Origin of the sequence: Enterobacter cloacae (genome assembly GCF_013375935.1) — a bacterium.
In the GTDB taxonomy this organism is placed as follows: Bacteria; Pseudomonadota; Gammaproteobacteria; order Enterobacterales; family Enterobacteriaceae; genus Enterobacter; species Enterobacter pasteurii.
This window is the reverse complement of sequence record NZ_CP056117.1, coordinates 63,611-87,416: the sequence shown is the minus strand read 5'-3', so window position 1 is coordinate 87,416 and position 23,806 is coordinate 63,611. Positions and strand designations below refer to the sequence as shown.

Below are 23,806 nucleotides of genomic sequence, written 5' to 3'. Positions count from 1 at the left end.
TAAGAAAAAGCGTTGACGAGTTCAGAGGCAAACCGTAATATTCGCCTCGTTCCCCACACGGGAACAGTGGAGCGGTAGTTCAGTCGGTTAGAATACCTGCCTGTCACGCAGGGGGTCGCGGGTTCGAGTCCCGTCCGTTCCGCCACTATTCAGGCCCACGTTACTTGTAACGTGGGCCTTTTTGTTTTTCCTCTTTCTCATGTTTTCCTAAATCTCTGCTCTGGCACATTTGCTGCTAATCATATTAATACCATCCTATTTTTTGTATTTAATCAATTCTAATTCGCTTAAAAATAGTGTAGGTTAATTACATTATTTCCCTCCTCTTATTATTCTGTTTTCACGTCATTGTTAATAAGCCTCTGGTGTTAACTATTCTTAATCCTGCGTATATTCTCACGTGGTTTTTTCCTACCTCTATAAAGAAACCAGACATGATATTTTTGAGCATCATGTCAATAGACTCTATGGGCGTGAATTATGTAAGGAAGGCATGAGAGCATGGCACTAAAGGATGTATTCACGCCGATGTGCATATGTCCTTAATTTTGCATTGAATTTCACCAAGGATTTTAACTATGACTGAAAATAAAGTCATTTTAGCGGTCAACAACGGAGACGGTAAAACGCGGTTGTTGACAGCAGATGCAGGCCGAACGGTTAAGGTAAAGCTTATCCCCGGCAATAAATATTTGCTGAAAAATGTGAATGACGACTTTGCGCCAGAAAATATTACGCTTCAACGCGTTGGCAAAGCGTTACATATTATTCAGGAAGGCGACACACAGCCCAGCATTATTATTGAAAATTATTTTGACGGCGATTCGAAAAACCCAACCCTGATGGGTATGGCCGAAGATGGACTGCTTTATGCCTATATCCCTTTGTCTGGTGAAAGCTACGATAATGGCTATCTCATGGCAGAAGATAGTCTGGCTCCGGTTGCCCTGGGCGGCGAACCGTTAGGCGCCGGTGGGCCTCTTTTGTCTGCCCCGGACGACGAAAATGACATGCTGTTTGGCTTGTTAGGATGGTTTGCGCTTGCGGCGGCAGGTGTGGGCGCTGCGTTTGCTCTGTCCGAACTGGACAAGGATGAAAGCGATAGCCAGTCCGCCCCCGAAAAACCGAGCATTGGCAAGACTGTGGATGATGAAGGCTCGATTAAAGGACCGCTTCAGTCCGGAGACGTGACTGATGACTCAGCGCCTTCATTAATCGGTAAAGGCAAGCCGGGCGATACCATCCATATCATCGATAATGATAAGGAAATTGGCTCCGTCATCGTCGACGACGAAGGCGAATGGAGCTATACGCCGGACAAACCCCTGGACGACGGTGAACATGACCTCTCCGTTGTAGTTGAAGATCCTGACGGAAACATGAGCCCGCCGTCTGACCCCATTACCATCGTGGTTGATACCGTTGCGCCAGATGCGCCATCGATTGAGCACATCATGGATAAAGTGGGTAAAATCACCGGCGAGATCATTGAAGACGCTTACACCGACGATCCAAAACCGGAGATGAGCGGTACCGGTGAAGCGGGCGCGACGATTACCATTTACGATAACGGTAAAAAGATCGGCGAAACCACGGTTAACGAAGACGGGCGTTGGTATTTCAAACCTTCCGAAAACCTGACTGACGGTAACCACAGCATCACGGTGAGCCAGACGGATAAAGCGGGTAACGTCAGCGAGCCTTCTGATGAACGTGATTTTATTGTTCTGACCGAACCTCCGGGGAAAGCAGATACGCCGTCAGTTATTGACGACAACGGTCCGGTAACGGGTCCGCTTAAGCCGGGTGATGTAACGGATGACACTAAACCGTCATTCAGCGGTGAAGGCACGCCGGGCAATACCATCGTTATCAAAGATAACGACAAAGAGATCGGCTCCGTTATCGTCGATGACGAAGGGAAGTGGACCTACACGCCTGATAAAGATCTCAGCGAGGGTGAGCATAACGTTGAGGTGATTGAAGAAGATCCGCTGGGTAATGTCGGCCAACCTTCCGATCCGATCCAGATCATTGTCGACACCACGCCGCCGGCAAAACCGGATATGGTTGATGCTGAGGATAATACCGGTCCGATTACCGGCCAGCTGAAGGGCGGTGACGTCACTGACGAAACGCGTCCGGTATTCAGCGGTAAAGGTGAACCTGGCGATACCGTGACCATTTATGATGGTGACGAGGTTCTGGGCTCTACCGTCATCGATGACGAAGGTAACTGGTCGCTGAAACCGGAGAAACCGCTGGGCGAAGGCGATCACAGCATCACCGTTACGCAAACGGATAAGGCGGGCAATACCAGCGACCCCTCGGAAGCGCTGGAGTTTGAAGTTGACACTACCGCGCCTGATGCTTCAGCAGATGTTCTGAAAATTACCGCCGTAGCGGATGACGTAGGCGATCGTCAGGGCAACGTTGCCAGCGGTGAAATCACCGATGACAGCAAGCCGCTCATTAGCGGTATCGGCGAAGCGGGCAATACCGTCTATGTCTATACCACCGACGCCTCCGGCAAACACCTGATTGGTACAGCGGTGGTAGGCAGTGATGGCACCTGGAGCCTGACACCAGAAACCCCACTGACGGAAGGCCTGAACAAGCTGACCCTGGAGACGCAGGACCCGGCGGGCAACCGCGTTGCCGGTGAAGCGCCGTCTTACGACATCAATCTGCTGATCCCGGTGAGTACTGCACCGTCCATTAACAGCGTTGTGGACAACGCCGAGCCACATGTGGGTCCGTTGCAGAAAGGTGAATCCACCAACGACACCACCCCAACCCTGAGCGGCAGCGCTGCGCCGGGTGACATCGTGTCGATCCTCGACAACGGGAAAGTGATTGGCACCGTCAAGGCGGACAGCAACGGGAAGTGGTCGTTCACCCCGGATACTGCGCTGGCGGATGGCAAGCACACCTTCACCGTCACGGCGACTGACGCAGCGGGCAACGCGCGCACCAGCGGCTCCTTCCCGATCGTGATTGACACTGCGGCACCGTCTCCGGCAGAAAATATCGTTATCAATGATAACGTGGGCGACAAGCAGGGACCGGTAGGTCCAGGCGACACCACTGACGATCAGTCCCCGACCCTGAGCGGCGAAGCCGAGCCGGGCAGCGTGGTGGACATCTACGACAACGACGAGAAGATCGGTTCCGTCATCGTTGATGACGAAGGTAAATGGTCCTACACGCCAGACACGCCTCTGGCTAAAGGCGATCATGAGATCACCACTACCGTAACCGATCCGTCTGGCAACACCAGTGAACCGTCTCCGGGGATCTCCTTTACCGTCGATCCGGATCCAAACCAGGTTACCGTGGGTGAAGTGGTGGATGATCAGGGCCCGATCGTGGGCAACCTGAAGCCAGGCACCGTGACCGATGATGTCCGCCCTGAACTGAGCGGTAAAGGTAAGCCAGGCAGCACCGTGACCATCATGGATGGCGACGATGTACTGGGCTCCACCGTGGTGGATCCGGACGGCAACTGGACCTTTACCCCTGAACAGGATCTGGCCGATGGCGATCACAGCCTGACCGTGATTTCCAAAGACCCGGCCGGAAACGAGGTGACCTCTCCGTCCTTTGATATTACCGTTGATGCGACCGCCCCGGAAAAACCTGTACTGGGATCCGCAACGGATGATGTGGGAACAATTCGTGGCGATCTGAGCAACGGCGGCACCACCGACGACGCAAACCCAACCTTCAACGGCTCTGCAGAGCCGGGCAGCCGTGTCGATATTTATGACAACGGTGAGCATATTGGTTCGACGATTGCGGACGACAACGGCGCCTGGCAGTTCACGCCAACCACACCTCTGCCAGAAGGTGAGCACCATATCACCACCACCGCAACGGATGAAGCGGGCAACACCGGTCCGGAATCGGATGATTTTGTGCTGGTGACCGACTACACCCCACCAGTGGCAAGCAGCGATGTACTGAACATTACGTCCGTAATGGATGATGTCGGCGGCCGTCAGGGTAACGTGGCCAGCGGTGAAATCACCGATGACAGCAAACCGGTTATCAATGGTATTGGTGAAGCGGGAAGCACCGTCTTTGTTTACAGCACCGATGCTAACGGCAAACATCTGCTGGGCTCAGCCGTGGTCAACAGTGAAGGCACCTGGACGCTGGCGCTGGATACACCGCTGGTGGAAGGGCTTAATCAGCTGACGCTGGAAACCCAGGACGCAGTAGGCAACCGCGTAGCGGGTGAAGCACCGTCTTACGACATTACCGTTCTGATCCCGGTCAGCACCGAGCCGTCCATCAACAGCGTTGTGGACAACGCCGAGCCGCACGTCGGCCCAATGCAGAAAGGCGAAACCACCAACGACACCACCCCAACCCTGAGCGGCAGCGCTGCACCGGGCGACGTTGTGTCTATCCTCGACAACGGGAAAGTGATTGGCACCGTCAAGGCGGACGGCAGCGGTAAGTGGTCGTTCACCCCGGATACCGCGCTGGCGGATGGCAAGCACACCTTCACCGTCACTGCGACTGACGCAGCGGGCAACGCGCGCACCAGCGGCACCTTCCCGATCGTGATCGATACTGCGGCACCGTCTCCGGCAGAAAATATCGTTATCAATGATAACGTGGGCGACAAGCAGGGGCCGGTAGGTCCAGGCGACACCACCGACGATCAGTCCCCGACCCTGAGCGGCGAAGCCGAGCCGGGCAGCGTGGTGGACATCTATGATAACGACGAGAAGATCGGTTCCGTCATCGTTGATGACGAAGGTAAATGGTCCTACACGCCAGACACGCCTCTGGCTAAAGGCGATCATGAGATCACCACCACCGTAACCGATCCGTCAGGCAACACCAGTGAACCGTCTCCGGGGATCTCCTTCACCGTCGATCCGGATCCAAACCAGGTCACCGTGGGTGAAGTGGTGGACGATCAGGGGCCGATCGTGGGCAACCTGAAGCCAGGCACCGTGACCGATGACGCACGTCCTGAACTGAGCGGTAAAGGTAAGCCGGGCAGCACCGTGACCATCATGGATGGCGACGATGTACTGGGTTCCACCGTGGTGGATCCGGACGGCAACTGGACCTTCACTCCTGAACAGGATCTGGCCGATGGCGATCACAGCCTGACCGTGATTTCCAAAGACCCGGCCGGAAATGACGTGACCTTTCCGGCCTTTGATATCACGGTAGACACCACCGCACCGGAAAAACCGGTTGTCAGCCTTGCGACGGATGACGTGGGTTCCAGCCGTGGCGTTCTGAGCAGCGGCAGCACCACCGACGATGCAAACCCAACCTTCAAAGGGTCCGCAGAGCCGGGCAGCCGCGTTGATATTTATGATAACGGCGAACTGATTGGCTCCACCGTGGTCGATGAGAACGGCGGCTGGCAGTTCACGCCAACCACAGCGCTGCCGGAAGGCGAGCATCATATCACCACCACCGCAACGGACGAGGCAGGTAACACCAGTCCGGAGTCAGACGACTTTGTGCTGATCACCGACTACACCGCGCCTGACGCGAGCAAAGTGGCGATCACCGAAGTCTATGACGACGTGAACACCGCAGGCGTGATTGCCTCCGGCGGGGAAACCGACGACAACCGTCCGCTGATCAAGGGGACGGGCGCAGAGCCGGGCAACACCATCACCGTGTACAACGGCGACAAGGTGATTGGCACCGCGAAGGTACAGGCTGACGGCACCTGGTCCCTGGAGCCGACCACGCCGCTGCCGGACGGGAAGTACACCCTGACGGCGAAAGAGACCGACGGCGTGGGCAATGTCTCCGGTCCGTCCGGTGAATACATCATCAACGTGGCCACCGTACCGCCGCAGGCACCGACGCTGGACACCGTCTATGACGACGTGGCCCCGCATGCGGACTACCTGCAGAAGGGCGACGTCACCAACGACACCACCCCGACCCTGAGCGGCAGCAGCGGCGTGGCGGGCGGCACCATCAGTATCTACGACAACGGTCGTCTGATTGGCACCACCACCGTGGCCGGCAACGGCAGCTGGAGCTTCACGCCGGATACGGCGCTGGCTGACGGCAGCCATAACTTCACCGCCACCGTCACTGACGGCGTGGGGCGCACCAGTGAGCCAACCGGCGGCTTCGGTATCGTTATCGATACAAAAGCCCCGGAGGCGGCCTCTGACCTGCTGGTCACCGACAACGTCGGCGCCTACCAGGGCCCGGTCGTGAGCGGCGACACCACCGATGACAACACCCCGACCCTGAGCGGTAAGGCCGAGCCGGGCAGCACGGTGAACATCATCGACAACGGCCAGGTCATCGGCACCGCGAAGGTGAACCCGGACGGCACCTGGAGCTACACCCCGGACCAGCCGCTGGCGAACGGCGCACACGACCTGACCACCACCGTCACCGATCCGTCGGGCAACACCGGGCCGGAAGGCTCGCACGTGGTCATCACCGTTGACGTGGTCCCGGGCAAGGTGGAAATCACCGCCGTGACCGACGACACCGGCAGCGTGACCGACAGCCTGTCGCAGGGCGCGCTCACCGACGACACCCGTCCGCAAATCAGCGGCACGGCGAAGGCGGGCAGCACCGTGACCATCATGGACGGCAGCAACGTGCTGGGCACCACCACGGCGGGCGCGGACGGCACCTGGAGCTTCACGCCGAGCGTGGACCTGGGCCGGGGCGACCACACCTTCACCGCCAAGGCGAAAGACCCGATGGGCAATGAGTCGAGCAGCAGCAGCTGGAACGTGACCATCGACACCGATGCACCGGTGAAACCGACCATCGACGCGGCGCTGGACGACGTGGGCAGCGTGCAGGGTAACCTGGCGAACGGCGGCACCACCGACGATCCGACCCCGACCCTGAGCGGCAAGGCAGAAGCGGGCAGCACCGTGAAGATCTACGATCAGAACGGCCTGCTGGGCGAAGTGACGGCGAAAGCCGACGGCACCTGGAGCTTCTCGCCGGTGGCGAAACTGCCGGAAGGCGAGCACCGCTTCCACGTGACGGCCACCGACAAGGCGGGCAACACCAGTGTGGCATCGGACGACTTCGTCCTGACCCTGGACTTCACCGCCCCGGACGTGAGCAAAGTGAGCATTACCGATGTGATGGATGATTTTGGTTCCGTCACCGGATCGATTGCTTCGGGTGGTAAGACGGACGATAACACGCCGTTGATCAAGGGTACGGGCGCAGAGCCGGGCAACACCATCACCGTGTACAACGGCGACAAGGTGATCGGCACCGCGAAAGTACAGGCTGACGGCACCTGGGAACTTCAGGTCACGAAAGCCCTGCCTGACGGGACGTACAACCTGACGGTGAAAGAGACCGACAGCGTGGGTAACACCACGGCGGCATCACCGGAATACATTATTCAGATCGATGCAGGCGGTCAGCCGCTGCCACCGACCCTGAGCAGTGTGGAAGATGATGTTGCGCCGCATACCGGCCCATTACAAAAGGATGCGACAACCAACGACAACACCCTGTTGTTGACGGGTACGGCTGAAGCCGGTGTCACGGTTCGCATTTATGGCGGCCCGAACGGTACCACCCTGCTGGGTGAAACCAAGGCCGATCCCCAGGGCAAATGGAGCTTCAATACGCCGAAACTGGCGGACGGCGTTCATACGTTTGTCGCGGAAGCGATTAACGACATTGGTCAGGTAAGCCCGCAGACTGGCGGCTTCCCAATCACGGTGGATACCAGCGCACCGGGTGAGGTCACGGGCTTTATCGTGAGCGATAACGAAGGTCCGAAGACCGGTACCTTGTCCAATGGCGATACCACTGACGATGCGACACCGACGATCAGCGGTAAAGCAGAGCCAGGCAGCGTTGTTCACATCTTTGTGAACGGCCAGGAAAACGGTACTGCGGTTGCAGACGCGAACGGTGACTGGACTTACACCACCGGTTCTCTGGTGGATGGAGAATACACCTTCACCGCGCGTGCTGAAGATTCAGCAGGCAACCTGGGGGTTGAAAATGCCGGTGTTACCGTCACGCTTGATACCTCCAGCGTTCCGGTCACCATCGTCCGCGTAATGGATGATAAAGGCAGCGTCACGGGTGAACTGAAGGCGAACGACGTCACTGACGACGCGCGTCCGGAATTCAGCGGTAAGGCGAAAGCAGGCAGCACTGTCACCATCATGGATGGCAACGTGGTGTTGGGCAGCGTCAAGACCGATGCCAGTGGCACCTGGGTATTTACGCCTACCAGCGATCTGGGCGATGGCGTACACAATATTACGGCAACCGCGAAAGATCTGACGGGTAAAGAGGATACCTCCAGCACCTTCAGCTTCGAAATTGACAGTAAAGTACCGAACCGTCCGAGTATCGATTACGCGGAAGATCAGGTGGGAACGATCAAGGACGATCTGAACAACAACGATGTCACTGACGATCCGCAGCCAATCCTGCACGGTACGGCTGAAGCGGGCAGCACCGTCAATATTTACACTGTTGACGGCACCCTGTTGGGTACAGTCACCGCGAACAGCAACGGTGCATGGAACTTCAAACCGGGCAGCAAGTTACCGGAAGGCAAAAACACCTTCTACGTGACGGCCACAGATGAAGCCGGCAACGTCAGTGACAAGTCTGCGGACTTCATTCTGACCACCGACTACACCGCGCCGGATGCGAGCAAAGTGACCATTGATTCCGTAACGGATAACGTGGGTAACGTTCAGGGTATTGTTGCAGATGGCGGGGTACTGGATGACTCACGTCCGGTGATCCGCGGCTCTGGTGCTGAAGCGGGCAACGTCATTACCGTCTATACCACCGACAAAGACGGCAACACGAAAGTGTTGGGCACGACCAAAGTGGATCCGAATGGCAAATGGGAACTGACGCCATCTGAGTCTCTTTACGGTGATTCAATCAACAAACTGACCGTGACGGAAACCGATAGTGTTGGCAACGTGGCGAAACCGGCTGACAGCTATGACGTCATTATGTCTGACACCCCGAATGCACCAGCGATTGTTAACGTCCTGGATGATACTGGCACAACCGTTATCAATCTGGCCGACAATGCGTTGACCAAAGATGACACGCCGACCCTGAAAGGAACTGCGGATGGTGTTGCAGGCGATACCATCACCATCTACAACGGTAGTCAGGTTGTGGGTAAAACAACGCTGAACAGCGATGGCACCTGGAGCTTTACGCCATCACCAGCGCTGGCTGATGGTAACTATATCTTTACGGTGACCAATACCAACAGCGCGGGTCAGGAGAGCGATCGTAGTGGTTCGTTCACCCTCACTATTGACTCAACAGCACCAAATCCGGTTTCCGGTTTACAGGTGGCTGACGATCAGGGGGCCTGGAAAGGTCAGTTAACCGACGGTATGACCACCGACGACAACAAACCGACCTTCACGGGTAAAGCAGAGCAGGGTAGCACGGTCACTATCTACGATAACGGCCAGGCGATTGGTTCAGTTGTTGTGACTAACACTGATGGTAGCTGGCAGTACACGCCAACCACGCCATTAGCAGATGGTGAACACCAGTTTGCGACCCAGGTAACGGATCCGGCGGGTAACGCGAGCGCGATCGTTGACGATATCACTGTTAACGTCTCCACGGGCGCAAGCTATCTGCAACTGCTGCAGGTGGTGGATGATGTCCAGGAAACGGGCGGCTCACGCGTGCTTCGCGAGGGTGAAGTCACCAATGATAGCCAGGTACAGCTGGTCGGTAAGGCGACGGCAGGCAGCACCATTATCATCACTGACGTCGGTGGCGTTCAGCTTGGCACGGTGAAAGCAGATGCCAACGGTGACTGGGAATTCACGCCGCTGAGCAGCCTGAGTGATGGCGCGCATACGCTGCGTATTACCGGGACCGATCCGTCCAATAACCCGCTCACGCCGATCGACTTTGATCTGGTGGTGGACACGGTTGCGCCTGTCGCGCCGGTTATTACGGATGTGCTGGACGACGTTAACCCGGTTCAGGGTTCTGTTGCCCACGGCAAACCTACCAACGACACCACGCCTGAAATTACCGGTACGGCAGAGAAGGGCAGCACGGTGAATGTGTACCATCAGGTGGATGCGACAACGCGCATTCTGCTGGGTACCGCCGTGGCCGATAGCACGACGGGCCAGTGGACGCTGCAGATCACTGACGCGAACAAGCTGACTGAAGGCACCTGGAATCTGGTGGCAACCTCTACGGATGCGGCTGGCAACATCAGTACGCCGAGCAACACCTGGACGATTGTTGTCGATACCACCGTGTCTGACGCGGTTATCAATATCAGCTCTATTTCCGAAGACCGGGGGGCATCAGACACTGACTTCATCACCAGCGATAACACGCTGTTGATTAACGGTGAGCTGAACAAAGCCCTGCAGGCGGACGAGTGGGTTGAGATTAGCCTCGACAACGGTGTGACCTGGACGCGTGCCTCAACGGTAACGAGCACTGGCTGGACCGTGGATATGCAGAACACGCCGCTGAACGATGGTGCTTACACCATTCAGGCTCGCGTGGTGGATAACGCCGGTAACGTTGGCAGCACGGATTCTCAGGCGCTGCAGGTGGCGTCGGGCGGCAGTGACATGAACGGTCTGTCTACGACGACCAAAGTGACTACCGATACCAGCCATGGTCTGACGACCGGGGATCACTTCAGCCACGCGGCAACGGCAACCAACGGCGACATGGTCACCCGTGACCGTACGGTGACCATCAGCGGCAACCTGAGCGCGGCGCTGCAGGCGGGCGAACATCTGCAGATCTCTCTGGATAACGGAAAGACCTGGAAAACGCTGGCGCTCAACGGCCAGAGCTGGAGCTATGAACTGCCGGAAGCGACGGCAAGCACCACCCACAGCTTCAAGCTGCAGGTGATTGACGTTGCGGGCAACCCGGGTACGAACACGAACTTTGCCGATAGCTACAACGTGGTCATCGACCTGGATTCGCCTGATGCCATCACGATGGCGCCGGATGTGCCGCAACACACCAGCACGGGAGATTCGTTCACCTTCTCCAGCGGTCAGTATGGTCGCGTTGAAGCGGGTGCGATTGTCTCTCTGGTGAGCGACGTCAACAGCAACGGCACCTATCAGGAAGGTCTGGATCAGATCATCGGCTTCGCGAAAGCAAACGCCGACGGCTCCTGGACCCTGAATACGACCCTGCCTGCGGGCGCGCATAACCTGGCCTTTGTGGTCTGGGATGAGGCGGGTAACCGCTCAAGCATGAGCGCAAGCACCAGCACGGGCGTCACCGAAGGTGGCGGTAGTACGCTGATTGAACAGACCTGGGGCGGAACGACGGACTCTGACGGTCGTGGACTGAACGCCGCAGCGGTCACCATCAGCCAGGACGGTTTGTGGTCGTTCTTCCAGAGTGCTCGCGGCACGTCAGGAACGACAACCGCTAACGCCGGACGCGTGTATGATTCCGTGACGCGTGAAGACTACGATTCAACGTATCTTGCGCAGCCGTCCACCGGCAACGGATCTGATTACAACGTCGACGACCCGTCCTACAGCCGCTACATCAACTCGGCAACCTTTGCGGACATTAACCGCGATGGTTACACCGACGTGATGTCGCAGGTCAGTAGCTACGGAAACGCAGGTCGTACCGCCTACTGGCTGCAAAACGCAGACGGTAGCTATTCGGCGAAAGCGTTGGATCAGGGAAGCCTGAACCACCTGGGCGGCGTGATTGCCTATGACCGTGAAGGTGATGGCTATCTGGACTTTGTGCTGGCTGACTCCGAAGCGGACTCCATCTCATTCGTTAAGAATGAGCAGGGCACGCTGAGTTACGAGGACAATTCCGGCTTCTCTGACGGGCACCCTGGTGGGGCTCTGCCAACAGCGTTGAGCGTGCTGCACGAAGTGGGCGCGGTGGATATCGATAACAACGGTACCGTAGATATTACGGCGCATATCGATTACAACGGCGCGGGCTCCTATGCGGGTAACACCTCGCGTGGTCTGGGTATTATCTATAACCAGACGACCGGCACATCGGAGACAAACTTCGGCGAAGTCGGCTATTACGCGAACGTGTTCCGTAACGACGGCCACGAAGACTACGGCAACCGTTCAATCTCCATGACCTATGGCGATTACAACAACGATGGCTGGCTGGACCTGTTCCTGAGCCGCGGTTCGAAAGGCGGCGCGAACAGCGACGAGAGCCGTATTTACCTCAACGATGGTACCGGTAAGCTCAACGCAACCGACAGCCAGGCCCAGTGGTTTGGTGACAGCCTGGATGGCGGCACCTCGCTGGCGGTGGACTGGAACCACGACGGTAAGATGGACATTATCGAGGTCCCTCGCTCTGACGTGAACGGTGCGCCGATGTTGTATACCAATACGGGAAGCAACAACTGGGGTACCAACAAGGTCAGCCTGACGGGTAACACGACGTTCAACAACATGACCGGTGCCGTGGCGCTTGACTACGACTGGGACGGTTCGATGGACCTGGTGCTGTACCGTTCGGGTGCGGATGCCAACGTGGTGGCAAGCGACGACGCGGGACGCACGATGCTGGTGAAAAACACCAATATCGCGGCGGACGGCACCAGCCTGCAGATCCGTATTGTTGACGGTAACGGCATCAATACCTTCTACAGCAACACCGTGAAGCTCTATAACTCGGCGGGCGAGCTTGTCGCTACCCAGCTGATTAACCCGCAGTCCTCCGGCTCCAGCAACAGCATGGGTCTGGTGAGCTTCTTCGGACTGGATCCGAACGAAGTTTACTCCGTGCAGATGCTGCGTATTACCGACGGTAAAGCGGATCATATTGGCGCAACGGGCAGCATTGGTGGCTACACCAACGGTACGGTAAATGAGAACTGGGGGGGACTGACAACAGGTAAAGCCCACGACTCCTACGTGCTGACGGCGGAAAGCGGCAATGCAGTGAACAACACCAGCGGAAACAGTGGCACGATCGGTACGGGCTATAACGACACCTTCTTCGGTTCTGCAGGCAATGACACCTACAACGGTGGCGGCGGCTGGAACCAGATTGTGAGCGGCAAGCCGGTCTGGAGTGAAACTGCGGGTATGGACGTTGTTGACTACAGCCGTTCTACCAGTGCGGTCAACGCTAACCTGTGGACAGGAACGGCAACCGGTAACGGCACCGATAAGCTCCTCAGCATTGAGGGGCTGGTGGGGTCAAACCAGCAGGATACCTTCACGGATAACTCCGCGAACAACCTGTTCGACGGTCGTGGCGGCAACGATGCCTTCTACCTGGTCAACGGCGGTAACGACACGCTGATGTACAAGGTGCTGGCAGGAATGTCTAACGACGGTACCGGCGGCAACGGCCACGACACGATCCACGGCTTCAAGGTGGGTAATCTGGTGAACGACAGTGATGCAGATCTGCTCGATATGAGCGAGCTGCTTGACTACAAGGGCTCTGTCTCCTTCTTCGAGGACGATGGAAAACTGGAGCTGGATTACTCCTCCCGCGGCGTGCTGGATTACGTCAAGGTGGAAGTTGTCGGAAGCGATACCGTGATCAGTATCGACCGTGACGGTCAGGGCGGACAACATGGCTTTACGCAGGTTGTCACGCTGGCTGACGTTCAAACCGATCTGGTTACGCTGCTGCAGAATAACCAAATTATGATGTAACCCGGTAAAACCCGCCATCTTCGGATGGCGGGATTTCTGCACATCTCTGTTGTTATACGATCAATCACTGGGTTAATCGGGAATTTGATAAATGAAAGTAACCCCTCGGAATTTTAAAAAAATAAATCTGGCGTTCTGTGTCGCTGCTGCCTTAAGTGCATTTATGGCCAACCCCGCTTATTCAGCCGAAAAAGTGGAAAAGGCCATCGATTTACCGGTAGTGATTAAACCAGCGCCAAAAAATACGGCACCGCAGCCTTATCGTCCGGTGGCTGGCGTAACGCCTGAACTGGCGCAGGTTGTCGTCTATTATCCGCAGGGCACCGTTCCTGCGACAGTCTATGTGGACCGCGAGCTGCAGTCGGTGCTGTTGCCAGGCCAGTTTACCGTTCTGTGTGCCGCACCCGGTGCGCACACGGTGGAATCCTGGTTCAACGATCAGCCGACCTATCAGGGCAAACAAAACCCGCAGCAGCAGCTCAATACCGAAAGTGCCCAAACCTATTTTATTCAGGTGAACCCAGGCACTACGGGAAATACGGCGGCGCTGGAGGAGCGCGCGCGTGCGGAATCACTTCTGAAAAGTATGCATAAGCAGACCAGGATTATTAATCGAGCCTCTCAGGTCAAACCCTGTGATTACGTTAATAATACCGGCGTAGTGCTTATTCAGGAGCAGGTACTGTTCCGCTTTGCCGCAAGCAACACGGCGGGCATTTTTGCGGAATCTCGCCAGAAGCTGGATGAGGTAGTGAAATTTATCCGCCAGGCGAATAACGTTCGTGAAATCCAGATTATTGGTTATACCGATGCGATTGGAAGCCGTGAAGCCAACCAGCGTCTCTCTGAAGCACGTGCGAATACGGTTCGTTCGTTATTGATTGAGAAAGGTATTAAGCCAGAGCTGATTAATAACACAGTTGGACAGGGGGTAGCACAAACCGCTGAAGGTTGTGGAACCAGTGCCAGCCAGCAAGCGGCGGGTTGTAACGTTAATAGCCGTCGTGTAGAAATTTTAGTGAAAAGCCACTAATTATGCCTGAAGAAAATACGGATCGCAGCGATGCTTTCCGTATTTTTTTGCAGAAACGAGGAAGGGTTAACGGCGATTATGCACACTGGGGTTCGAAAGCAAGAGGGCTGGTGCTGCTGTAGTATTTTTTCTTCTCCCTGATGATCTCGTTCTCGATTGACTCCCGGATGATCTCGCCACAGGAATATATTTTTTTCAACGAGTTAAAACCCAGTTGCTTCATAATATTATTGGTATAGGTGTAGGTTGTTTTAGGTTTAATGTTGTGCACGATGCTAATGTCATCAATGGTGTAACCCGCAATCATCAGCTTCAACACACAAAACTCCATATGCGTCAGTTCGATGTATTTGTTAACTACCTTGCTTTTGCTGGGGTGACGCTGGGTATGCATTTTTTTGATGATCTCATCGTTCGTAAGATTATTTATGTTTACAAGACGATGCCTGAAATGGGAACAAATGCAGGAAAACAGTGCGGGAAAAATATCCGAATGATAGGCGATAATAACTTCTGATATGGCTGCGTTATGCGCTTTTTTTCGAAGAGAGATCAGCCAGTGGAAGTAAATGATATTGCTGTATATCGAGTCAGGTAAAACTAAATATAGGGTAAAAAAAGAGCCCCTCCTGACCTCTTTAGTCCAGGTAAAAAGATTTTGTTGATTGTCAAAAGAGATGACTTTCTCTTTCCTGAATGTTTCTGAAAGCAAATGATGTAGACCGATATTGCTAAACTGACATCGTGATAAAATAACTTTAGACGTATCCATTGGTATTCCTTTGGTTAACTTGAATGGAAGGAGTCCATCTTCGTAATGTTGCATACCGACAGACAGGTACTACGGTATGAATATATTTATATTTTACACGACATGAATAAACTATTAATTAAGAACACTCCTTCAGTAAATGGGAATTGTTAACCTCGCAGGGATGTAATTTCACGCTGACATTAATGTAAGAAAGCGATGTTTTCAACCAGGATTAATCCACATATCCAGGACAGGCAAAACATGTGCTGGTTATAATTTTATAAATAATGGCTTGCTGGGTTTCTTCCTTGCGGGAAGCATGTCGTTTGGCCGATTAATTAAAGAGAGTGTCGTTGTACAGGGATGACATTGTGAAAAGCATGAAAAAAATCGCGGTTCTGTTTATTTTAAGTTCTACCTTACTTCTTGCCGGCTGCCAGATCGCGCCGGGCAGCCATATCGATACCTCCGGAAAAAAAGTGGTTCATTCGCAGGAGAATAAGCAGAGCGAGCTGGATATTCATGTTTATCCCGTCACACCTGCGCTGATAGCGCAGCTGCGGGAAAACGTGGCAGTTGCCCAGGGCAATGCAGAGCTAAACAAGCGCCTGGAGGCGTATGAATACCGTATTGGTGTTGGCGACATTATTATGGTGACCGTTTGGGAACATCCGGAACTCACCACACCATCAGGACAGTATCGAAGCGCCAGCGATACGGGAAACTGGGTACATTCAGACGGAACCATCTTTTATCCCTACATCGGGAAAGTTGTCGTGAAGGATAAAACGGTGACGGAAGTGAGAGAGATGATCGCCGGGCATCTGGCGAAATATATTGAGTCTCCTCAGGTGGAAGTGGGGATCGCTGCGTTCCGTTCACAGAAGGTCACGGTATCGGGTGAGGTAAACCAGTCTGGCCAGCAGCCTATTACTAACGTGCCGCTGACGATTATTGATGCAGTAAACCAGGCCGGTGGCCTGACGGAAAATGCCGACTGGAGCAATGTGGTATTAACCCAGGGGGGCAAAAAGTCGACAATTTCGCTTCAGGCCCTCATGCAGTATGGCGATTTACAGCAGAATAAATTGCTTTATCCGGGCGATATTCTCTATGTCCCACGCAATGACGATTTAAAAGTATTTGTCATGGGGGATGTCGTTAAGCAGAGCACCATGAAAATGGATCGCTCAGGCATGACGCTGACCGAAGCGCTGGGGAATGCTGAGGGGATGAATCAGCTAACCAGCGATGCCAGTGGGATATTCGTCATCCGTTCTGAGGCCAAATCAGAAGACCTAAACGAGAAACATGCGGCGATATATCAGCTCGACGCGCGCGATGCTACTGCACTGGTACTTGGAACAGAATTTAAGCTCAAGCCTTACGACATTGTCTATGTGACATCCGCGCCAGTTGCGCGCTGGAACAGGGTCATTAATCAGCTAATGCCGACCATTACGGGTATCTACAGCCTGACGGAAACGACCCGCTTTGTGAGAAACTGGGGAAATTAATCGTGAAGGGGCACTATAACGCCATCCTGGTGGTTTGCACCGGCAATATATGTCGTTCTCCGGCGGGAGAACGAATATTGCGTTCCTGCTTATCGGGAATGACGGTGGACTCCGCCGGGATTTCAGCACTATCGGGTGAAGGTGCCGATCCCATTATTCTGCAAACCGCCCGGAATTATGGATTTTCTCTGGAAGGGCATATCGCACGTCAGCTCACCCCAGCGATGTGCCGTGAATACGATCTTATCCTGACGATGGAAAAGAGTCATATTGAAGCGGTAACCCGGATGGCCATGGAGGCCAGGGGTAAAACGTTTTTATTCGGCTACTGGCTCCAGCAGCTCGAAATTGCCGACCCTTACCGCCGGGGACGTGAAATATCCGATTTGATTTTTAAACAACTTTTATCCTCTGCCGAAGAATGGGTAAAGGTTTTTCAGCAGATTGAATAAGTAAGGCTGATTACCGTATGAATAACAGATACGTTAGTAACGATCCTCCCGATTACATTCAGCGAGGGGAGGAGATTGATCTTGTCCATATTCTCAAGGTTTTGTTTTATAGTAAAGTGTGGATAGCGGCCACGACTCTCCTGTTTATTGTGTGCGGCATTATTATTGCTAACACGTTAACGCCTATTTACAAAAGCGATGCGTTAATTCAGGTTGAGAAGAATCCTTCGCTGGGAATATTAAATAAGCTGTCCCCTGTGCTTCCTGATGGGGCAGGGGTAAGTTCTGAATCAGAAGTGTCGTTAATAAAATCACGCCTGGTGATTGGTAAAACGGTGCGCGATTTAGGGCTGGATATCGTCACGACTGAAAAAACCTATCCTGTAGCCAACGGTGTATTGCAACGTCTGTTCGGTCATCAACCGGCGAAAATCACGATTGCCTATCTGTCCCTACCGGAAGCGTATATCAATCAGCCTCTGAAGCTGGACATGGTTCAGTCTGGAGACTTCGTATTATATGTCGGAGAGTCCATTGTTGAGGGCAAAGTCGGTGTGCCTGTTCACACTGACGACGTTGATTTCCTGATTGATAGTGCTCAGCTTACTGAAAATACTTCATTTATTATTATAAAGCGCAACGAGTATTCTGTCATCGAAGAAATAAAGGAGCGACTCTCCATTGATACCAAATCGGGTGGGAACGGCATGTTACATTTGAGCATGACTGGCCCCGAACCGGTGATTATCAGCAAAATCCTCGATAATATAGCACATAACTACCTGGCTCAGGACGTTGCGCGGAAGTCCGAAGAGGCCAGTAAAAGCCTGGCATTTTTAAATAAGCAGCTACTGCAAATCAAAAGCAATTTGATAGAGGCCGAAAGTAAGCTTAATGAATTTCGGAAGAACAATGAGTCTGTTGACTTATCATTAGAAGCGAAATTTATTCTGGATAACGTTGTTGCGATTGACACTCAACTTAATGAACTGACGTTTAAAGAAGCAGAAATCTCCAAGCTGTATAAAAGAACGCACCCTGCGTATAAAGCATTGTCAGAGAAAAAAGCGATTCTTATTGCAGAAAAAGAGAAGCTCAACCAGCGAATTAGCGCGATGCCCAGCACGCAGCAAGAGATCCTGAGTATGACCCGCGATGTGCAAATGGGTAATGACATTTATCTGGTTTTACTGAATAAACAGCATGAATTAAATATCAGTAAGGCCAGTACGCTGGGCAACGTGCGTATTATCGATCGCGCGGTAACGCAGCTGAAGCCGGTCAAACCAAAAAAGCTGCTGATCGTTATTCTGTCAGCCATGCTCGGTTTCCTTTTCTCATCGGGGATCATCCTTGTTCGCAACATGCTGATAAAAGGGATCAGGCAGCCGGCGGAACTTGAGATGCGCGATATTCCAGTGTATGCGGTTGTTCCCCTCGCTCCGGAGTTGACGAAGCGCAGACGGTGCCGTGCGATCCCGACGTATCAGTCTGATGAGCTGCTGGCAAATTCAGCCCCAACGTCGCTTGCGATAGAGGCGCTGAGAGGGCTTCGTACCAGTCTCCATTTCGCCATGCTTAAAGCCGGTAATAACATATTAATGATCTCCGGCACCTCTCCTGGGGTAGGGAAGTCATTTGTCTGCTCCAACCTGGCTGTCCTGATGGCTCAGGCGGGAACACGGGTATTGTTGATTGACTGCGATTTACGCAGAGGATATTTGCATCGCATTTTCTCAAAGACCGAGAGCAGAGCCGGCCTGGCTGATTTCTTAACAGAAGGCGGCAATATCGAAAGCGTTATTCAGAAAACCGAATATTCAGGAGTGGATTTTATCGGCCGCGGGCGCATGGTCACTCACCCGGCGGAACTCATCATGACGGATAATTTTGCAGAGTTGATAAGGGCATGCTCAACGCTGTACGACGTGGTAATCGTTGATACCCCTCCCATCCTGAGCGTAACGGACGCAGCGATTATAGGACGATATGCATCGACTTCCCTGATGGTGGTGCGGTTCGAACAAAACTCGATAAAAGAAGTGGAGGCGGGGCTGCGCCGCTTTGAACAAAATGATGTTGCCATTCAGGGAACGATATTTAACGGTGTAGAAAAAAGGGCTGCTGAGTCTTACACCTATGGTGATTATTCTTATCAGGATTAGCGCATTGTTTTTAATAAAGGATGAGTCATTAAGGCAACAGGAAGTCTACTATTCCTAATGTCAAATGACTTGTTCCTAATCAAAAGTGCCGAATAAGTGGTGCAGTCTGAATGCCATTCCAGATCAAAAATGACAAAATTAATCTTAATTACGCGCTTGAATCTAAATTAACGAAAAGGTAGGGAACCCCAGGAGGTCAATAATCATAGGAAGTGAAGATTTTTTTTAGAGTGGCGAAATTATAATTCCTAGAGAATGTAATGATTCCGTAATAAAGAGTAGGTAATAATGAAAAGTAATAAGAATAATGTCTTTCAATTAGAACTGAAGTGGCACCCTGTTGCCGCTTCAGTTCTGCTCGCTCTGCCGTTTGTTGCGCACACTGCAGAGATCAGCATGAAGAACGGTGTCGTTTCTTCTGTCGGCAACGTGCCTGTTATCAACATTAATAAAGCCAACGATAAGGGGCTTTCACATAATGTGTATGACAAGCTAAACGTAGATAAGAACGGTCTTATCTTCAATAACAGCGTTGGGGGTGTAAATACAACCCTGGCGGGCCAGATTCAGGGTAACAGCAACCTGACCTCCGGCGCAGCAAAAGTTATTCTGAACGAAGTCACTTCTAAAAATGCCTCTGCAATTAACGGCATGATGGAAGTTGCGGGTGATAAAGCCGATTTAATCATTGCCAACCCGAACGGAATTACCGTTAACGGCGGTGGTTCTATTAACACCAGTAAGCTGACCCTGACTACCGGTACGCCAGATATTCAGAACGATGCGTTAGCCGGTTATTCTGTGAATGGTGGAACCATTACGCTGGGTAAACTGAACAACTCCAGCCCGACAGAAATTCTGTCCCGCAACGTTGTGGTGAACGGTAAAGCCACAGCCAACGAGCTGAACGTTGTTGCCGGCAATAACTACGTTGATGCAGCAGGCCAGGTGACCGGTTCGGTAACGGCCGCCGGAACGCGCAATGCTAACAGCATTGACGTTGCTGCTCTGGGCGGTATGTATGCCAATAAAATTAACCTCATCAGCACCGAGAGCGGTGTTGGCGTGCGTAACCAGGGCGTTATTGCTGGCGGCATCGGCGGCGTGAATATTGACGCTAACGGTCAGCTGCTGAACAACAATGCGCGCATTGAATCCTCTGGTCAGATCAATATTAAAACCAAGGGTGCACTGAACAACACCACCGGGGATATTACTTCCGTCGGTACCATTGCGCTGGACACCAATAAAAATAGCCTCAACAACAGCCGTTCGGGCAATATTTCGACCATGGCAGACCTCTATGTAAATAGCGGTGCTATCGACAATACCAACGGAAAGATTGCGGCTGCAGGCATGCTGGCGGTAGATACTAATAACAATACCTTAACCAACTATGGAAAAGGTGTTGCTGTAGGGATTGAAGCCGGAATTGTTGCGTTAAAAACCGGCACCCTGAATAACAGCAACGGTCAGATCCTCGGCGGATACGTTGGCCTTGAGTCTGCTTCGGTAAATAACAACAGCGGTATGGTTGACTCTCTGGGCGATGTGAACGTCGTCAGCGGCGGTAACGTTGATAACAACCGCGGCATGCTCCGTTCTGCCGGTGGTTTCACCAAGATTGCAGCCAAAGGTACCGTTAATAACGGTTCAACCAAAACGGCAGATACCGCCAGCGATGACTCTTTAGGCATTATTGCCGAGAAGGGCGTGCAGATTGCAGCGAACAGCATCAACAACAACGGTGGGCAGATGGCGTCGAATGGCGATATCTCCCTGGAAAGCGCCGGCGCTATTGATAACTACTCTGGCAAGCTTAACTCCAACAGCAAAGTGATTGCTAAAGCGGCCTCCCTGCGTAACGACAACGGCGGTGTTGCAGGCCGTACCGGCGTGAGCGCGGCGGTTGGCGGCAATATCACCAACTACATCGGGGTCTTCAGCTCTGAAGAAGGTGATGTTGCCCTGGCGTCGAATGCCCTGAACAACCGCGGTGGCTTCATTATGGGACAGAACGTCTCCATTAATACCAACGCTGGTGTGAACAACAACACGGCATTTATTGTAGCCAATAAGGTTCTGTCCGTAACGGCCGGCGACAATATTGAAAACCGCTACGCTGATGATTTCGGCACTGCCTTCGGTACCTACTTCGGTATGCCGCAGCAAAATGGTGGAATGGTCGGCAAGCAGGGCGTTTCGCTGTCTGGCAACTACATCTACAACAGCCAAAGCCGTATCGTTTCGGAGGACGGTCCGCTCACCGTTCTGGCGAAAGGTACCATCGATAACAGCCGCGCATTACTGGTGAGCGGTGGAGATGCAACCATTAAAGCTGGCGGTACGTTGAACAACAACTACTCGACCATCTACAGCATGGGCAATATGGCGATCGACGCCAACAGCCTGAGCAACTACAGCGATGGCGCGCTCGAAGATAACGATGCAACGGGCGTTATTGCGGCTGATAAAAACCTGACCATGAACGTGAAGGGCAGCCTGACCAACTACGGCTGGATCAGCAGTCTGGGTGATGCCATCGTCAACATTCTGAACGGCTCTTTCACTAACCGTAATACCGTTTCTGCCGAGAAATCACTGACGGTTTCCGCGCTGACCGGTATCGACAACCTGAAAGATATCGCTGCTGGCGAGAATCTGGTGGTGAACAGCCAGCGTGGCGTGACCAACAGCTCTAACAGCAATATGGTTGGCGATAAGGTTACGATCTCTGCGGGCTATGATATCAACAACCGCGGAAATATCGTTGCTGACAGCAGCCTGGCAATGAGCGCGAAAGGCAACATCTATAACGATCTGAATATGATCAGCTACGGTGATGCGACCCTAAGCGCCAACACCATTGATAACAACTCCCACAAAATCAAAGCGGTTGGTGATTTAACGCTGACTGCCGCAGGGAATGTTAACAACAGCCGCGGTGAAATCAGCGCTGAGGCTGGCGACGTGACCATTACTGCTGGTGGTACGGTTGATAACTACTACGGTCAGATCCTGTCCGGTAGCGACATTGCCCTGAAAGCCAACCGACTGAACAACGATTACGGTCAGGTTGCCGCCTACGGCAATATCGATCTGGCGCTGACGGGTAATTTCGACAGCAACCGTGGCTCTGTCCTTTCTCAGACTGGTGACATCAAACTGGCTGCCAACACCGTTGACAACAATAACGGTTTGATTGCTGGTAAGAACGTTACCGTCGATGCAAAAGGCACCGTGTACAACAACACCGCCATGATCGTGGCGGATAAGAAGCTCTCTGTTACTGCGGCAGGGAATATTGAAAACCGTGACGGTAACAACTTTGTTCGTAATCACGGCGAAACCTTCGGTGTGACGGGCGATGTTGGCGGCATGATTGGTCGTCAAGGCGCGTCGCTTTCTGGTCAGAACGTCTACAACAACAACAGCAGCATCATCGCGGATGAAGGTGCGCTGAGCGTACTGTCTAATGGGACGCTGGATAATACGCGTGCAATGCTGGTGAGCGGCGCGGATGCCGTCATCAAAGCAGCGGGAACGTTCTATAACAACTATGCAACCACCTGGAGTGCGGGCAACCTTGACGTCACCGCAGGTACGCTGAATAACTACAGCGACGGCAGCATGGAGAACAACACCGCGACCGGCGTTATCGCGTCAGATAAGACTCTTAATCTGACCGTTGATAACAACGTCACCAACTATGGCTGGATCAGCGGTAAAGGCGATCTGAACTTCAACGTCCTGAAAGGTGCACTGACTAACCGCAATGCCATCTCTTCAGGTAATGCACTGGCAATTAATGCCGCAAACGGTGTTGAGAACTATAAAGACATCGTAGGCGTCACCAGCGCAAAAATTGATACTCAGCGTCATGTCACCAATAACGCCAACAGCAATATCCTCGCGCAGAATATCGCGATTAATGCCGGTACCGACATTAACAACCGCGGTAATATCGTGAGCGATTATACCCTGCTGGTGAAAACGGCAGGCAATATTTATAACTACCTGAATATGGTGAGTTATGGTGTTGCCGGTATCACCGTCAACAACTTGACTAACAGCGGTAGCAGCGCCGTGTTCGGCGGTCTGTCTGGTATGGAACTTAATGCAAATAAAGTCACTAATACCGGCGACGTTGTAGGTCTGTAATTTATAAGGTGTAACAAAAGGCAGCAGCTATCGCCTGATAGCGCAAAGTCAGAACGAGAC

7 protein-coding genes and 1 tRNA gene are annotated in these 23,806 nt (G+C 53.2%); 7 read left to right on the top strand and 1 reads right to left on the bottom strand.

Annotated elements, in window-relative coordinates:
- The first annotated feature begins 68 nt into the window (after nt 1–68).
- The 3 genes from HWQ14_RS00395 (at nt 69) to HWQ14_RS00385 (ending at nt 14,697) form a co-directional block, all read left to right on the top strand.
- A tRNA-Asp gene (locus HWQ14_RS00395) sits at nt 69–145 on the top strand.
- A gap of 433 nt (nt 146–578) precedes the next feature.
- Nucleotides 579–13,664 carry an Ig-like domain-containing protein gene (locus HWQ14_RS00390; protein ID WP_176608651.1) on the top strand — a complete coding sequence of 4,362 codons (13,086 nt, stop codon included), beginning with the start codon at nt 579–581 and terminating at the stop codon, nt 13,662–13,664.
- A 163-nt stretch (nt 13,665–13,827) separates the two neighbouring features.
- On the top strand, nt 13,828–14,697 hold the full coding sequence (locus tag HWQ14_RS00385; protein ID WP_245166428.1) for an OmpA family protein: 870 nt from the start codon (nt 13,828–13,830) through the stop codon (nt 14,695–14,697).
- 76 nt (nt 14,698–14,773) lie between these two features.
- Here the strand turns inward: HWQ14_RS00385 and HWQ14_RS00380 are convergent, their stop codons facing one another.
- Nucleotides 14,774–15,469 carry a helix-turn-helix transcriptional regulator gene (locus HWQ14_RS00380; protein ID WP_176608649.1) on the bottom strand — a complete coding sequence of 232 codons (696 nt, stop codon included), beginning with the start codon at nt 15,467–15,469 and terminating at the stop codon, nt 14,774–14,776.
- A gap of 362 nt (nt 15,470–15,831) precedes the next feature.
- On the opposite strand from HWQ14_RS00380, the gene HWQ14_RS00375 reads away from it, so the two are divergent.
- The 4 genes from HWQ14_RS00375 to HWQ14_RS00360 all read left to right on the top strand — a co-directional run bounded on the left by HWQ14_RS00375 (nt 15,832) and on the right by HWQ14_RS00360 (nt 23,746).
- On the top strand, nt 15,832–16,968 hold the full coding sequence (locus HWQ14_RS00375; protein WP_274857619.1) for a polysaccharide export protein: 1,137 nt from the start codon (nt 15,832–15,834) through the stop codon (nt 16,966–16,968).
- 2 nt (nt 16,969–16,970) lie between these two features.
- Entirely contained in the window at nt 16,971–17,420 is a 450-nt protein-coding gene (locus HWQ14_RS00370) for a protein tyrosine phosphatase (protein ID WP_274857531.1), read from the top strand.
- 17 nt (nt 17,421–17,437) lie between these two features.
- Nucleotides 17,438–19,585, top strand: a complete 2,148-nt coding sequence (locus tag HWQ14_RS00365; RefSeq protein WP_176608648.1) for a polysaccharide biosynthesis tyrosine autokinase — start codon at nt 17,438–17,440, stop codon at nt 19,583–19,585.
- Nucleotides 19,586–19,873: 288 nt separating this feature from the next.
- Complete coding sequence (locus HWQ14_RS00360) at nt 19,874–23,746, top strand: filamentous hemagglutinin N-terminal domain-containing protein (RefSeq protein ID WP_176608647.1); 3,873 nt, start codon at nt 19,874–19,876, stop codon at nt 23,744–23,746.
- Nucleotides 23,747–23,806 lie beyond the last annotated feature (60 nt).

Coding starts and splice junctions, on each gene's coding strand:
- HWQ14_RS00390 (WP_176608651.1), top strand. CDS start 579: ATGACTGAAAATAAAGTCATTTTAGCGGTCAACAACGGAGACGGTAAA.
- HWQ14_RS00385 (WP_245166428.1), top strand. CDS start 13,828: ATGGCCAACCCCGCTTATTCAGCCGAAAAAGTGGAAAAGGCCATCGAT.
- HWQ14_RS00380 (WP_176608649.1), bottom strand. CDS start 15,469: ATGGATACGTCTAAAGTTATTTTATCACGATGTCAGTTTAGCAATATC.
- HWQ14_RS00375 (WP_274857619.1), top strand. CDS start 15,832: ATGAAAAAAATCGCGGTTCTGTTTATTTTAAGTTCTACCTTACTTCTT.
- HWQ14_RS00365 (WP_176608648.1), top strand. CDS start 17,438: ATGAATAACAGATACGTTAGTAACGATCCTCCCGATTACATTCAGCGA.
- HWQ14_RS00360 (WP_176608647.1), top strand. CDS start 19,874: ATGAAAAGTAATAAGAATAATGTCTTTCAATTAGAACTGAAGTGGCAC.